We start from the raw sequence: 13303 nt of genomic DNA, 5'->3' as shown, positions 1-13303 counted from the left end.
ATCCTTCACACTTTCCATTCCAAATTAAAAGTAAAAATGAATAAGAACAATTCAACTGACAAAAAAAATATTTCTTGTTTTACTTGCTGCCAATAATGAGACCCAATAAATACATAACTAAAATGAAACTAATTCCATGAGATTATTTTTATGAGTAATGCAAATAGCCAAACATGTATAATAAAAATTGCTAGTGGCCCTATGACCGGCCAAGAATTAATGGTTAATACAGATAACAATCTTATTATCATTGGTAACAGCCTAGATTACAAAACTGATATCAATGATGATGGATTTACAACTTACCAGATCCCTAGTGATGGCATTGCCTGCAAGTTTTCAATTATTACAGCAAGCCAATCTACTGAAAGTGGTTTGGCAATTCGACTAAATGATAGTGGATTAAGTACCGAAATCCCTATTGTTCTTCAGCAATTACTTTTGGCTGATATTTTTCCTATTGTAATAAAAATGCAAGATACCGATTGGCAAAGCTCCCAAATGCCTGAGGATATATTTAACTTGGAAGAGGAGAATCCACCACCTACCATTAAGTCTAAAGTAAAAAAATCAACCAAGGAAAAACCCAGCCTATTTAATAAACAAACTATGCTAGTCTTTTTCTTTACTTTATTTTCAATATTTATTGCTTACGTTATTTTCCAATATATTCCAGAACAAAGTGCTGAGAAAAAAATAAAAACACTAGAGCATATACTTCAAAGTAACCACTATCCTATTACTGTAACTCAAAGTGCAAATAACGAAAGTCTCATTTTAGTTAAAACCCAAAGAGATGCCGACTGGAGTATGCAACGGCTAGTCAAAGCTAAATATAATGAAAAATTTTCAATTAAAATAACAAATAAACTCGAAAAGGAAATTGAAAATAAGATTATTGACGTGCTTTCAGGAACATTAAAGGTAGACCTTAGTACTCCATGTAATCCAAAAATAACAGTGATAGATAACAATAATTTAATTGATGTAGAGGGAAAGGTAGATAAAATATTAGCCAGCTACTTCAGATGTTATATTAACAGTGAGATTAAAAAAATTAGCTTTAGTGAATTATTACAAAAAGCAGAGTTAGGATTGACAGAAAGCAATGTTCAATGGCGTAAAATCACTAAAGATAATAAAGTCATATTTATCATAAAAGATAGCTTAAATGACGACCAGACGGCATCACTGATTAATTTTACAAATTCATTTTATAAGCAATGGGGAGAAAATCACATTCAATTTTCTATTTCACTTGCAAATAACAAGCTCGAAGGAAAATCATTTGTCACCAATACAAATGGTTATATTCTATTAAGTAATAATCATTGGTTTTTTAATTCAATTAGTTTTTAACTTAACAGATATTTAATATATATAGTTTAAAATAAAGAGGAAAAAAATGGCAAATCAAAATGCAACTCCAGTTGTTATTCCTGGCTTAGGTACTGATGGTCGTTGGGGCAGCTCTGGTTTAGAAACCGAGGGAGTAGATAAAAATGATCTGGGTATGATCTATCGTACCTCCGCGAGTATTAGTGCTAAAGCTAAACAATTTGGTGATGAGTTACATACAATTCTTTCCTCATCAAATTTAGAAGTCGATAACCCACTTGTATTGGCAAAAATCACCGCCATGAGCGGTAATTATAATATGGCACGCCAATTACAAAGCAACTTTATGAAATCTATCAAAGATACTGACCAAGCCATTATTCGTAATGTTTAATTTTAAAGAGCATTATTAATTATAATGCTCTATTTTATTTAGGATAATTATTTATGTTAGCTATTACACCACATTTACTACTCACTGCCCCAACAGAGACCACATCAGTTCTCCCATCATCTATTCCGATTGAAGACAAGGTCAAAAAGCTATTTGCTGAATACACAGCAGCCGTCAGTCAAGAACGAAAAGCCTTAACTGAGAATGTCAATAATATTGACCCAAGTAACCCAACCCAACTACTGCAATTTCAAAATCGTGTCGGCAATTACAGCCTGACAATGAATATGATTAGCACATTGACACATAAGAGTGTTTCTGCGATTGATACTGTATTAAAAGCCCAATAAACCATGAATATTTTAAAGAAATTTATCTTGATTGGATTTATTAGCTTCTTAGTGGGCTGTGATAATCAATTATTACTCAGCCATCTAAGCCAAAGGCAAAGTAATGAAGTATTAGCCATACTACAAGAGCACGGTGTTGAGGCTACGCGTAAACAAGATAATAAAAACGGAGATTCCATTCGTGTTCAACCTAATGATTTTGTTATCGCGGTAGATTTATTGCGCCAATATAACTTACCATCAAAAGAGCCAATAGAAATTATTCAAGCATTCCCTGGAGATTCTTTGGTGGCATCACCACAAGCAGAACGTACCCGTTTACTTTCTTTAATCGAACAACGGCTTGAACAATCACTGCTCACCATCCCCGACATTATTAATGCTCGAGTGCATGTCAGCTACCCATTAAATGGCAATAATCCGACCAAGCAAATACAAAATGTGTCTAGCTTAGTTACTTATTCCGGAAGTGAAGATCCTCAGATGATGATGCATAAAATTAAACTGTTTCTAACGAACAGTTTTGCTGAAGCAAATTACGATAATGTCTCAGTCGTCGTCGTCAACCGGCCACCATTACAATACCAAATTAAATCTGAACCAGAATATACATTTAATCCAATTATAATCAGCTCAATTATCGCTGCGATTATCATTCTATTTGCTATTTTACTATTACTATGGCGCCAGCTAAGTAACAAAAAACCAGCAACTCATCTGATGGAGAAACCTGTTGATGGCAACGCTGACTAACCTACTAATTGAACAAGGAAATATTTTACTCGCGCCAGGTTGCTATTTCCATAGTGAATTTAATGGGGTCGGATATAACGACTTTCCACCTTTACTGCAACGTAAACACAATCAGCAATTGATTCATCAATACTCATTGCCTTTACCCAATGAGAAAACTCCCTTATTGCCAAAAGTATTATCTGAACACTGGGCTTTACTACCGGAGGTAGCGTTAGGCTTAGGGGTTCTACTACACGCCGAACCACTCCCTTGGTGGGTTGAACTTTCCAAATACCGTGTATTACATACACGCTTAAGCCGCTCACTTTGGCAGTCGGAAAATCAACCCACGACGTCACCACAGGTACTAACTGCCCTTGGAGCACAACAGTTATTAATGTGTTTAGCTCCCTTTGGCACCACTTACACCCTTCGGGCAAAATATATGTTCAGTCTTGAAACTCAGCAACTTATACCGTCATCCGTAAAAACGATGCTACCTTGGAATACTATTGAAGAAACATGTCGATATGTCAGAGAAAACACCCCCAAATGTTAAACAGACGATGTCTGAAAAAGTTTTGATCAAATACCAAGCATTGAGTGCCGATAGATACCACACAATTATCACTCAACAAGCTCAAAAAAAGGCGAGTGAGCTATACAAACAAGCAAAACAACAGCAAGAAGTTATCTACCAAACCGCTTATCAACAAGGCTATAACGATGGAATTAAACAATTATTAACTGATTTTATTCATGCGGTAGAAACCAGTGAAATTCAATACCAAGAAAATATCAGTCAAAGCAAAGAACAGCTGATGAAAATATTGAATGACATTTTTGGTGATAACCATCTACAAGAGACGGTTGCAACCTATTTTGAGAGGCAATGTGCAAAAACAACCAATACAACATTACACTTACCTGAAAAAATGCAAACTCGTATTACGATAGGTGGTTCTGATATGAAGTTTTCAACCATGGCTGATAATACAATTGCCTTAGAGGTCGATAATAAAATTACCTACTTTTCCCCTGTCATTGCCTCTAAAAATATTTTTCCTCATGTATTTTCTGTTCCGACACAATGCCAAATTTTAAAAATGTATAAAAATGCCTATCAAAACTTGATAACAACAATAAATTCAATACCGGAAGAACACAAATATGCAGACTAATCTACAAACTAAGGTTATCAATCCTCAATATAATGGTTCTCAAATTCATACAGAAAATATTCAAAGTAAAATGACCTCAATATGGCAGGAGAAAAATATGGAGACCACAAATAAGTATCAATACAGAGAAAAAATAGATTTATCCCCTATAGAAAAAAATAAAGTTAACAACTTTATTGATGAGCTTAAATCAAAGGGAGATGACAAAATATTCTTTTCTCATGTATTTAAAACTATGATCGCATTGGGTAAAGATGAAAAACAAAACTTTATCGCCGGAGTTAGCCAAGCATTACAATCATCAAATGACCCAGAGCTAGTATCACTAAATAAAAAATTTAATCGCTCACTCAACCATTATATGTCGATCAGTTTAATGAGCCCCCCTCTTAACAACCAACTTCGTCATAATATGACTAATATTGATTTGGAGGGTAACGGCGATGAGGATGAGGAACTAGTAATCTAACATTAATTTTTCTATCTCTCTCATCTTGTATCTATAATCCCTCGACTAATATTTATAGGTTTAGTGTATTTTTTTAATATCCTAAGCCTATTTATTTAGCAAAATATAAAAAATATAAAAAATATAAATAAAAATTGATATATACAACCTCTGAATATCGTTTAAATTCACTTCATCAAAACACATTGGCTCAATATCAAAAAGCGGTTTTATATTTTAAATATCTTATTTACCCTCGTTTTTTGTATTGAAATATATTCATAAATGATCAGGACAGATATAAATTATGACCGATTTATCAACAGTACAAAACCTTATGGATAACATTGACTATAATGAAAAAGAATCAATGATCCTCTTATCTGGAGACGTCGTGTATGACCCACTAAAACGTACACTTTCCCATGAAAAAAATGTCGTTAACCTTTCCGAAAATGAATCATGTCTGCTTAAATTATTATTAATAAAAACAAATAGTAAAAGAGAAGTTATGTATGAAATTTGGGAAAAAAGAGGCACTATCGTAACTGAAAGTAGTTATTACAAGCTAGTCAGGCAATTACGACAATCCTTTAAAAAAGTCGATCTCGATGAAAATTTAATTATGACCTTACCTCGAATTGGTATTTTATATACAGGAGAGAAATCAGAAATGCCAACACTCTCAAAATATGACACAAAAAAAAGCCTTTACACCTATATACGATATTTTCTGCAGAGAATGTTTATTCGTTCATCAATATAACCAGATTTCATCAAAGAGAAAATTTAATGCTAAATATTAACCCAAATTTTTCAAAGAAATACTTTTTTTTATTATTTATACTTTTTATAACCTTCATGCTATCTGCTTGTAATAGTACTTTAATGAGTTATTTTACTCATACTCCCGCTTATAATATTAATGGTAATATTTATTCCCACTCTTATGATATTCCCGAAAATTCCACAATTACACTGTCATTGACCTCAATACAACAAAATGAAAACAACGCAAAGTCTAATCTGGATTACAGTTTAAAAACAAAAAGTGCAGGACGTAGTATCGCATTTACAGTCGCTCTTCCTGAAGAATTTCAATCCAAACGGTATACCTTAGGAATGAGTGCAAGAATTGAAAAAGATGGAGAACTAATCATGATGAGTAATAAACTAAGCCCAATACCTGAGAATATGTCTGAAGTAGTATTACTTCCTATGACCGCTATTTCGCAATAACAACGTTCATTTCGCCAAAATAAATTTAAAGAATTCTCCTCCTCTTAATGAAGAATGACATAACCCGCTCTCAAACCAGCCCTAAATACATAACATTGCTAGGTTGGTTATTGAGCCTCACCCATTTGGTTTTTCTAATAAACTCGGAAAATCTGCCGCCGAGCTTTCAATAGCTCGTTTCGCTAAGCTTTCTAGTGCACTAAATAGCTGATCAGCCTCTTGTTCTGGCAAATCCGCCGCTAAATAATCATTCCATTTATCTAGTTTAAAATTTAACTCATTCACAATCGTTTTGCCGAGCGCTGTCAACGAAACATGGTAAACCCGTTTATCGACGAAGCTATTCGTTTTGGCAACCCAGCCCTTAGCTAAAAATTTGCTCACACCTCGAGTCGTCACTGATTTATCCACAACCATCGCTTTCGTAATCTGCTCTAGGGTTGATGCATCATATTGATGAATATGTAAAATCATCAAACACTCAATTGCATTGAGACCATAAGGCTCTCCCATCCATTTCATATAATGGTGAGCTGCTCGGCTAATCACTCCAAATACTCGAGCCTGTTCTGTACGCATAATCCCTCTTTAGTTGATTTTATCAACCAATTAGTTGATAATCACACGGCATTTAGTTGATATTATCAACTAAATACCTTTTTAACACCCCAAATTTACTCATATTCTATGTCAAAAATAATAACTTTACTGAATTCATTGGGATTCAACCCAGCACGCTTTCGTTTTGCCGCCATTACCGCTTGTGCATCAATTGCTGCGCTCTTTATTGCTCAATATTTAGAGTTAGTTCACCCCCAATGGGCAGCCATGACCGTCTGGGCTTCAGCGCAACCTTGGCGCGAAAATTTACTGGAAAAAAGTTGGTGGCGTTTTGCTGGAACAGTTTGTGGTGTGCTTGCCGGTGTCGTCTTAATTCAGCTTCACCTTATTCACCCGTTACTTTTCATTATTGGGCTAGCGAGTTGGTTAGGCATTTGCAGTGGTATCGGCCAATTACAAAAGGGCTTTGTCGCTTATGGCACATTTTTAGCAGGTTACTCCGCCGTGATGGTGAGTATGTTGAGCGTTCATATTACTGATAGCTTATTTATAGTCGCTTGGGATCGGCTATGGACCATTTTGGTTGGCGTGCTTTCAGCTGTAGTATTCAATTTCCTTTTTACCCCTAAGCGTGAACAAGATAATATCATTACCCTTAAAAATCAAATTGATACACTATTCTTCCAAATGCTACATGACTCACTTGAGAAAAAGCACCCAATTAAGCAACACGATATCGACTATCTTTGGCAAACCATGGCTAGCTATGACGAAATTTTAGAGACTCATCGTATTGGCTGGCGTTATCACCGCAAACAAGTTGCTAAAGCGCGTCAAAAACTCATGTTTCAAAGCCAAATATTATTACACTTAGATAAATATCAATCTATTGCACCTTTTTATTTTCCTGCACTAGAGCCAACTGAGACTCAATGGAAACATATTTTATCATTATGCCCCGCTGGAGTACTGAAAACACTATTGATCCCACTTTACTATGCTATTTTTGGTAAATCAGCGAAACACTTTGAAAAAGTGGATAAACAGAAGCTTCATCAAGATAAAATTTCAGCGTGGCACGCCTTTGCTCGTTCTTTTATGACTATCGCTGCAGTTGGTTTGTTATGGTTGTGGACACAGTGGCAAGTACTGGCTTATCTTACTCTCGGTCTTTCAGTGATGTTGGCTCTATTCGCATCCCTCGATTACCCCGCTAGGTTTATGAAAAATATTTTTACTGGGCAATTGTTTGGCGCTATTACAGCGTTAATCTGCACATGGTACTTATGGCCTTTTGCCTCTTCATCATGGCAGATGACCTTTTTCATTATTCCAGTGATTATTAGTGGCGTTATCATTTTTTCCCATAACCGCCTAATTTTAATTGCTTTTGATTACATTATGGTTTCTTTAATTTTGCTCCAACCGAGCTATCCTTTTTCTCTTTCACTCCCTCAAAGTATCGGTAATGCCATTGCGATAGTTTCAGGCCCATTAGTTGCAATGGCTGCTTTCGCATGGATTTATCCAACCAACCCGACCAAGCGTTACCAGCAATTAATCTATCTCTCTGAGCAGCAATTTAAACAAGGAGTAACGGCTCTAATTCAGGGCAATAAGCCTTCCACATCCCAATACATGCACCGTTTATTTAGTGGATTATTGCTAGCAAAAAAAGCAAATCTTCCTCACCCGCCTATATTTGATTTTTTTATAACTCGACAAAGTATTTGGTTGTATCTACTTATTTTGCATAAGCAATTTGCGCACCACGCATCAAAGAAAAGAGCCCTTATTGCGCTTGAAAAACGCATTCAACAAAATCGCTTTGACTTAAAGAAAATTTCCACACTATTTCAGCATTTACAGCGTAACGAAAATGATAATAAAGAACTTGAACAGCTTAAGAAATATGTAAAACACTATATGGAAAAAGAATATTGCTAATAATAAAATAAGTTCTTATAAGTACCCCGACTAAAACAGGCATTAATACTTTATTTCAGACCTAGTCGTTTAGCTAATCGATGTAAATTAGCGATATCGACAGACAATTCTCTGGCACATGCAGACCAATTATAATGGCTTTGTTCTAATACTTGTGAAATGACTTTACGCTGAAAATCATCCGTTATCTCACGTAAATTTTTAGTTAGTGGTAAGACTTTCTGTGATGTTTCTGTAAACTCATACTTATTATTATCAAAGGTAAAATATTGAGGCTGTAAGATAATTTCATCAGTATCACTTGAAGCTCGAGCAAGAACAACGGCACGATGAATCGCATGTTCCAATTCACGTACATTACCTGGCCATGAATAATTGAGTAAATACCGTTGTAATGAAGGACTCAGTACCACACTGGATAAGCCAAAACGCTGACGATATTGTTCACAGAAGAACCCCGCTAATAAAATAATATCTTCGCCACGTTCCTTTAATGGGGGAACAAATAGCGGAAATACACTTAAACGATGAAATAAATCGGCCCTAAACCGACCTTCTAACACTTCTTCGCGTAGATCACGGTTAGTTGCCGCCAATATACGAACATTAACGCGTAAACTACGGTCATCACCAACACGTTGAATATCGCCATATTGCAATACTCGCAGTAATTTAGCCTGTAACGCTAATGAAAGCTCCCCTATTTCATCTAAAAATAAGGTACCATTATCCGCCATTTCGAATTTACCACTACGGTGGCTAATTGCCCCAGTAAAGGCACCTTTAACATGACCGAATAATTCACTTTCCGCCACACTCTCAGGCAGTGCAGCACAGTTTAAATAAATAAGAGGGTGATCTGCTCGAAGGGATTTTTCATGGATAGATTTAACGACTAGCTCTTTTCCTGTTCCCGTTTCTCCGCCGACCAGAACATTTAATTCAGACGCGGCAACAATATCAATTTCCTTTTTTAATTGTTGCATACGAAGAGATAAACCAATAATCTCGGTTTCTCCAGAAGGTTTAAATAGTATGGGTTTATTCGGTAATATATTTTGCTTTTCAAGCTGTTCAATAAGTAATGCATTATTTAGTGCTCCCGCAGCTAACGCGGCAATTAACCTCAGTGACTCATTGCTAAATGCATCGAATTGATCAGGTTCCATACCATCTAATGTTAATGCACCAATAAGATTTTGCCCCGCATACAAGGGTAAGCCGACACAAGCATGAACTTTTAGGTGTTGATGATGAGGAATTAACCCATCATATGGGTCAGGGAGCTGGCTATCAGCAGGAAAACGCACTACATCACCGGCTCTTGCAATTGCTTCTAGCCGAGGGTGCCCTGACAAAAAGAATCGACGACCTAAAACATCAGCCATTAACCCATCGATTGCTAAAGGAATAAATTGGCCTGATTCATAACGTAATAACGCACATGCATCACACCTTAATGATTGCCTTAACGTGGTAATCAAACGCTGAAATCGATCTGAATGCTCCATACCACTTTGTAATTCGATTGCAATCTTTGCCAGTGCCTCGACAGAAAAATCCATGATTCATTCCCCATTGTCAATTTGACAACAATTATAGTCATAATGACAACACTTAGCATAGTCATTTTGACTATAAACTAAAACAAATTATTTTAATTTAGTTAAAAATCAAAATGTTAAATATTGGCATGAATATTGATTATGTCTTCTTATACTCTAAAAGCTACAGGACAAAATTAATATGGCGATTCATGTAAAAAATAACATCCATTGGGTAGGTCAGCGTGATTGGGAAGTACGTGATTTTCATGGAACCGAATACAAAACATTAAAGGGAAGTAGTTATAATAGCTATTTAATCCGCGAAGAAAAAAATGTTCTTATTGATACTGTCGATCATAAATTTAGCCGTGAGTTTGTTCAAAATTTGCGCTCGCAAATTGATTTAAATGATATTGACTACATCGTCATTAACCATGCAGAAGAAGATCACGCAGGTGCATTAACCGAATTAATGAGCTTTATTCCTAATACCCCGATCTATTGCACAGCCAATGCCATTGATTCAATAAATGGTCATCACCATCATCCTGAATGGAATTTCAAAATCGTTAAAACAGGTGACACGCTCGATATAGGTAACAATAAACAATTGATTTTCATTGAGACTCCAATGCTACATTGGCCTGACAGCATGATGACTTATTTTACTGAAGATGCCGTACTTTTTAGTAATGATGCTTTCGGGCAGCACTATTGTGATGAGCGATTATTTAATGATGAAGTCGACCAAAATGAATTATTCGAACAGTGCCAGCGTTACTACGCCAATATTCTTACCCCATTTAGCCGCTTAGTGACGCCAAAAATAAATGAAATTTTAGGCTTTAATCTACCTGTCGATATGATAGCGACATCTCACGGAGTAGTATGGCGTGATAATCCAAATCAAATCATTGAATTGTATTTGAAATGGGCAGCAGATTATCAAGAAGATCGTATCACTATTTTCTACGATACCATGTCAAATAATACTCGTTTAATGGCGGATGCAATCGCTCAAGGCATCAATGAAGCCGACCCTAATGTCGCGGTTAAAATATTTAACGTTGCACGCAGTGATAAAAACGACATTATTACTCATGTTTTTCGCTCCAAAGCGGCACTGGTCGGTACCTCAACCATGAATAATGTCATGATGCCTAAAATAGCAGGTATGCTTGAAGAAATTACAGGCTTACGTTTTTTAAATAAAAAAGCCGCTGCTTTCGGTAGTTTTGGTTGGAATGGCGGCGCCGTTGACCGTGTTCAAACACGTTTGATGGATGCCGGTTTTGATACCGCATTATCTTTAAAAGCAAAATGGAAACCAGACACAAAAACATTAGATGACTGCCGTGAGTATGGGCGTAATATTGCTCGCCAATGGGCATTACCTGCATAAATTAAATAACAAAGTAGCATCAGAATTTTATGATTTTTTAAAGGATACCTCATATGCAATTTAGAGATAAAACACTCGGACAGCTCGCATTATCCATTCCTAGAGCTTCTTCTTTATTTCGCCAATATAATATGGATTACTGTTGTGGTGGCAAACAGACGCTGAGTCGCAGCGCAGAAAAATTAAAGTTAGATATTGACCTATTAGAAAGCCAATTAGCTAAATTAGCCACAGAAACGTTAGAACAGGATTGGCGCAAAGCCCCACTCAGTGAGATTATCGATTTTATCATTGTTCGCTATCATGATAGGCACAGAGAACAATTACCTGAACTAATACTACAGGCACAAAAAGTTGAACGCGTTCATATAAATAAGCCAAGCGTGCCAAAAGGTTTATCAAAATACTTAGAAGCATTACTGGAAGAACTAGCGAGCCATATGATGAAAGAAGAACGCGTTTTATTCCCTATGATAAAAAACGGAATGGGCAGAAACGCAGCAGGTCCAATTAGTGTCATGGAACAAGAACATGATGATGCTAGTGATATCTTAGAAGCAATTAAAGATATTACCAATAATGTCACACCACCGCCAGAAGCCTGTACTACCTGGCGTGTGTTGTATAATGGTATCAATGAACTGATTGATGATTTAATGAATCACATTAACCTAGAAAATAACTTATTATTCCCAAGAGCACTCGCTGGCGAATAAATAAGTAAGGGGCTATCTATATAATAGACAGCCCCTTATTTAAAATAATTTTTAGTAAATACTAAAAATACCTATTTGTACTGTTGCTTAATTTCTTGCGAAACGACTAATCCACGTTTTGCTTCTTTTTCTGCAATTTCAACGGATAACCCGATATAAGATCTCGGGTCAAGCATTGCTTTAATTTCTTCATTACTGAATGCTGCTGATATCACACTATTTTTGGTCAAATTAGTATAAAAATCTTCCCCATCCGCCGCAGTTTTAATTGCTTCTTCATACAGAAGGGAGTGAGCTTTATCTTTGCCTAATTTTTCCGCCATCTTCATCATGACATACTCAGTATTATCCAGCCCTTTGTTTCTCAAAACATTATGAAGCATTCTCTCTTCATGTGGCACAATCGTCCTAGAAAGCTCTTCAGTTCTTAGTAAAATTTCCGTGGTTAATTCCAAAGCTTCTTCAATTAACCCATCAAATAACATATAAGAGCTACTATCACCTTCATAAGGCCTTACCGCAGAATACATACCAACACTCGGTAAAGAATATAATTTCTGTGAGTTAGCAATAATTCCCTTAGCAAGTTTTGGGTTTATTTTATGCGGCATAGTACTACTGCCCACTGTTCCTTTAGTAAAGCCTTCTGAAACCTCTGCAATTTCTTCTAACGTTGTGCTATAAACTTCTTCACCGATTTTATGACAAATATTGGCCATTAACGCTAAATTTGCCATATATTCAAGCTTATGCGTACTTAAGTTTCTGGATGGTACTTCCATGGCTTCCATACCCACCAGCTCAGCGACACGTTTTTGTACCGCCATACCAACACCAGGCATTGAGTTAAATGCACCAACAGCGCCACCCATCATGATAGTGAAAACCCGTTTTTCACACTCTTTCATACGTTGATAGCAATCAATAAAATCGCTGATCCATACCGAAACTTTGTAGCCGTAGGTGATGGGGATTGCATGACGCCCATGAGTTCTTCCCGGCATCACCATATGTTTGGTTCTTTCGGCCAAATCGGCTAAGTTTTCGATGATTTCACCGAGTAACAACATAAATTTATGATGTACGGTTTTCATCATATAGAGCTGTGAACTTTGCTGAATATTTTGCGTGGTAATTCCATAATGGATATATTTACCACTTTCCTCAGAGCAAGCATTCACTAAAACTTTCAAGAAAGGTACAAAGCCATGGCCTATTTTTTGGTAAATACGGCTCATTTCTTCAAAATCGATATTTTCGATAACAGCCTTTTCTTTAATTTCATCTGCCGCTGATTGTGGAATAAATCCCAGTTCCGCTTGAGCTTGGGCCAGCATGGATTCAAACATTAACCAAGTAGAATATTTTGCTTCATCAGACAATAAGTCTTTAATTCCACGGTCATCAATAGTTTTACTTTTAGAATCGTATAATGCTCTCATTTC

Annotated in this window: 14 protein-coding genes and 1 pseudogene; 12 read left to right on the top strand and 3 right to left on the bottom strand. The window is 36.2% G+C overall.

The window, feature by feature from the left end; genetic code table 11:
- Nucleotides 1-150: 150 nt before the first annotated feature.
- From P3L44_RS00820 to P3L44_RS00780, 9 genes are all read left to right on the top strand, one after another.
- Nucleotides 151-1359, top strand: coding sequence for a PrgH/EprH family type III secretion apparatus protein (locus tag P3L44_RS00820; RefSeq protein ID WP_272661804.1), 1209 nt, complete (start codon nt 151-153; stop codon nt 1357-1359).
- A gap of 46 nt (nt 1360-1405) precedes the next feature.
- The gene (locus tag P3L44_RS00815) at nt 1406-1732 is read left to right on the top strand and encodes an EscF/YscF/HrpA family type III secretion system needle major subunit (protein ID WP_215954353.1); all 327 of its coding nucleotides are present in this window, start codon (nt 1406-1408) and stop codon (nt 1730-1732) included.
- Between the two features lie 53 nt (nt 1733-1785).
- Nucleotides 1786-2082, top strand: coding sequence for a type III secretion system inner rod subunit SctI (sctI, locus tag P3L44_RS00810; protein ID WP_215954352.1), 297 nt, complete (start codon nt 1786-1788; stop codon nt 2080-2082).
- Between the two features lie 3 nt (nt 2083-2085).
- Nucleotides 2086-2835 carry a type III secretion system inner membrane ring lipoprotein SctJ gene (sctJ, locus tag P3L44_RS00805; RefSeq protein WP_215954351.1) on the top strand — a complete coding sequence of 250 codons (750 nt, stop codon included), beginning with the start codon at nt 2086-2088 and terminating at the stop codon, nt 2833-2835.
- Nucleotides 2819-3376, top strand: a complete 558-nt coding sequence (locus P3L44_RS00800) for a hypothetical protein (RefSeq protein ID WP_110592728.1) — start codon at nt 2819-2821, stop codon at nt 3374-3376. Before sctJ ends, P3L44_RS00800 begins: the two co-directional genes overlap by 17 nt.
- Complete coding sequence (locus P3L44_RS00795) at nt 3348-3998, top strand: hypothetical protein (protein ID WP_140171924.1); 651 nt, start codon at nt 3348-3350, stop codon at nt 3996-3998. Before P3L44_RS00800 ends, P3L44_RS00795 begins: the two co-directional genes overlap by 29 nt.
- Nucleotides 3988-4467 carry a hypothetical protein gene (locus P3L44_RS00790; RefSeq protein ID WP_140171923.1) on the top strand — a complete coding sequence of 160 codons (480 nt, stop codon included), beginning with the start codon at nt 3988-3990 and terminating at the stop codon, nt 4465-4467. The genes P3L44_RS00795 and P3L44_RS00790 overlap by 11 nt, the downstream gene beginning before the upstream one ends.
- A 316-nt stretch (nt 4468-4783) precedes the next feature.
- Nucleotides 4784-5212 carry a transcriptional regulator gene (locus P3L44_RS00785; RefSeq protein ID WP_215954416.1) on the top strand — a complete coding sequence of 143 codons (429 nt, stop codon included), beginning with the start codon at nt 4784-4786 and terminating at the stop codon, nt 5210-5212.
- A gap of 26 nt (nt 5213-5238) precedes the next feature.
- On the top strand, nt 5239-5685 hold the full coding sequence (locus P3L44_RS00780; RefSeq protein ID WP_004263072.1) for a YbaY family lipoprotein: 447 nt from the start codon (nt 5239-5241) through the stop codon (nt 5683-5685).
- A gap of 117 nt (nt 5686-5802) precedes the next feature.
- On the opposite strand, the gene P3L44_RS00775 is transcribed toward P3L44_RS00780, so the two are convergent.
- Complete coding sequence (locus tag P3L44_RS00775; protein ID WP_140171922.1) at nt 5803-6264, bottom strand: MarR family winged helix-turn-helix transcriptional regulator; 462 nt, start codon at nt 6262-6264, stop codon at nt 5803-5805.
- A gap of 108 nt (nt 6265-6372) precedes the next feature.
- Here P3L44_RS00775 and P3L44_RS00770 point away from each other — a divergent pair, with 108 nt between their 5' ends.
- Entirely contained in the window at nt 6373-8193 is a 1821-nt protein-coding gene (locus tag P3L44_RS00770) for an FUSC family protein (protein WP_215954349.1), read from the top strand.
- Nucleotides 8194-8243: 50 nt separating this feature from the next.
- Here P3L44_RS00770 and norR read toward each other — a convergent pair whose 3' ends face one another.
- Entirely contained in the window at nt 8244-9758 is a 1515-nt protein-coding gene (gene norR, locus P3L44_RS00765) for a nitric oxide reductase transcriptional regulator NorR (RefSeq protein ID WP_215954348.1), read from the bottom strand.
- Between the two features lie 181 nt (nt 9759-9939).
- Here norR and norV point away from each other — a divergent pair.
- Together norV and ytfE are read left to right on the top strand one after the other, a co-directional pair.
- Nucleotides 9940-11133, top strand: a pseudogene (gene norV, locus P3L44_RS00760) (anaerobic nitric oxide reductase flavorubredoxin); the annotation flags it as partial.
- Nucleotides 11134-11195: 62 nt separating this feature from the next.
- The gene (gene ytfE / locus P3L44_RS00755; RefSeq protein WP_004263084.1) at nt 11196-11858 is read left to right on the top strand and encodes an iron-sulfur cluster repair protein YtfE; all 663 of its coding nucleotides are present in this window, start codon (nt 11196-11198) and stop codon (nt 11856-11858) included.
- A gap of 71 nt (nt 11859-11929) precedes the next feature.
- Here ytfE and P3L44_RS00750 read toward each other — a convergent pair whose 3' ends face one another.
- Nucleotides 11930-13300: an adenylosuccinate lyase family protein gene (locus P3L44_RS00750; protein ID WP_136134151.1), complete on the bottom strand. Its 1371-nt coding sequence runs from the start codon at nt 13298-13300 to the stop codon at nt 11930-11932.
- Between the last annotated feature and the right edge of the window lie 3 nt (nt 13301-13303).

The sequence above is a fragment of the Providencia sp. PROV175 genome (assembly GCF_032707045.1).
In the GTDB taxonomy this organism is placed as follows: domain Bacteria; phylum Pseudomonadota; class Gammaproteobacteria; order Enterobacterales; family Enterobacteriaceae; genus Providencia; species Providencia hangzhouensis.
This window is presented reverse-complemented; position numbering and strand designations above follow the sequence as displayed.

Bases quoted from the DNA above. Each gene is read 5' to 3' on its own strand.
- P3L44_RS00820 (WP_272661804.1), top strand. From the start codon at position 151: ATGAGTAATGCAAATAGCCAAACATGTATAATAAAAATTGCTAGTGGC.
- P3L44_RS00815 (WP_215954353.1), top strand. From the start codon at position 1,406: ATGGCAAATCAAAATGCAACTCCAGTTGTTATTCCTGGCTTAGGTACT.
- sctI (WP_215954352.1), top strand. From the start codon at position 1,786: ATGTTAGCTATTACACCACATTTACTACTCACTGCCCCAACAGAGACC.
- sctJ (WP_215954351.1), top strand. From the start codon at position 2,086: ATGAATATTTTAAAGAAATTTATCTTGATTGGATTTATTAGCTTCTTA.
- P3L44_RS00800 (WP_110592728.1), top strand. From the start codon at position 2,819: ATGGCAACGCTGACTAACCTACTAATTGAACAAGGAAATATTTTACTC.
- P3L44_RS00795 (WP_140171924.1), top strand. From the start codon at position 3,348: ATGTCAGAGAAAACACCCCCAAATGTTAAACAGACGATGTCTGAAAAA.
- P3L44_RS00790 (WP_140171923.1), top strand. From the start codon at position 3,988: ATGCAGACTAATCTACAAACTAAGGTTATCAATCCTCAATATAATGGT.
- P3L44_RS00785 (WP_215954416.1), top strand. From the start codon at position 4,784: ATGGATAACATTGACTATAATGAAAAAGAATCAATGATCCTCTTATCT.
- P3L44_RS00780 (WP_004263072.1), top strand. From the start codon at position 5,239: ATGCTAAATATTAACCCAAATTTTTCAAAGAAATACTTTTTTTTATTA.
- P3L44_RS00775 (WP_140171922.1), bottom strand. From the start codon at position 6,264: ATGCGTACAGAACAGGCTCGAGTATTTGGAGTGATTAGCCGAGCAGCT.
- P3L44_RS00770 (WP_215954349.1), top strand. From the start codon at position 6,373: ATGTCAAAAATAATAACTTTACTGAATTCATTGGGATTCAACCCAGCA.
- norR (WP_215954348.1), bottom strand. From the start codon at position 9,758: ATGGATTTTTCTGTCGAGGCACTGGCAAAGATTGCAATCGAATTACAA.
- ytfE (WP_004263084.1), top strand. From the start codon at position 11,196: ATGCAATTTAGAGATAAAACACTCGGACAGCTCGCATTATCCATTCCT.
- P3L44_RS00750 (WP_136134151.1), bottom strand. From the start codon at position 13,300: ATGAGAGCATTATACGATTCTAAAAGTAAAACTATTGATGACCGTGGA.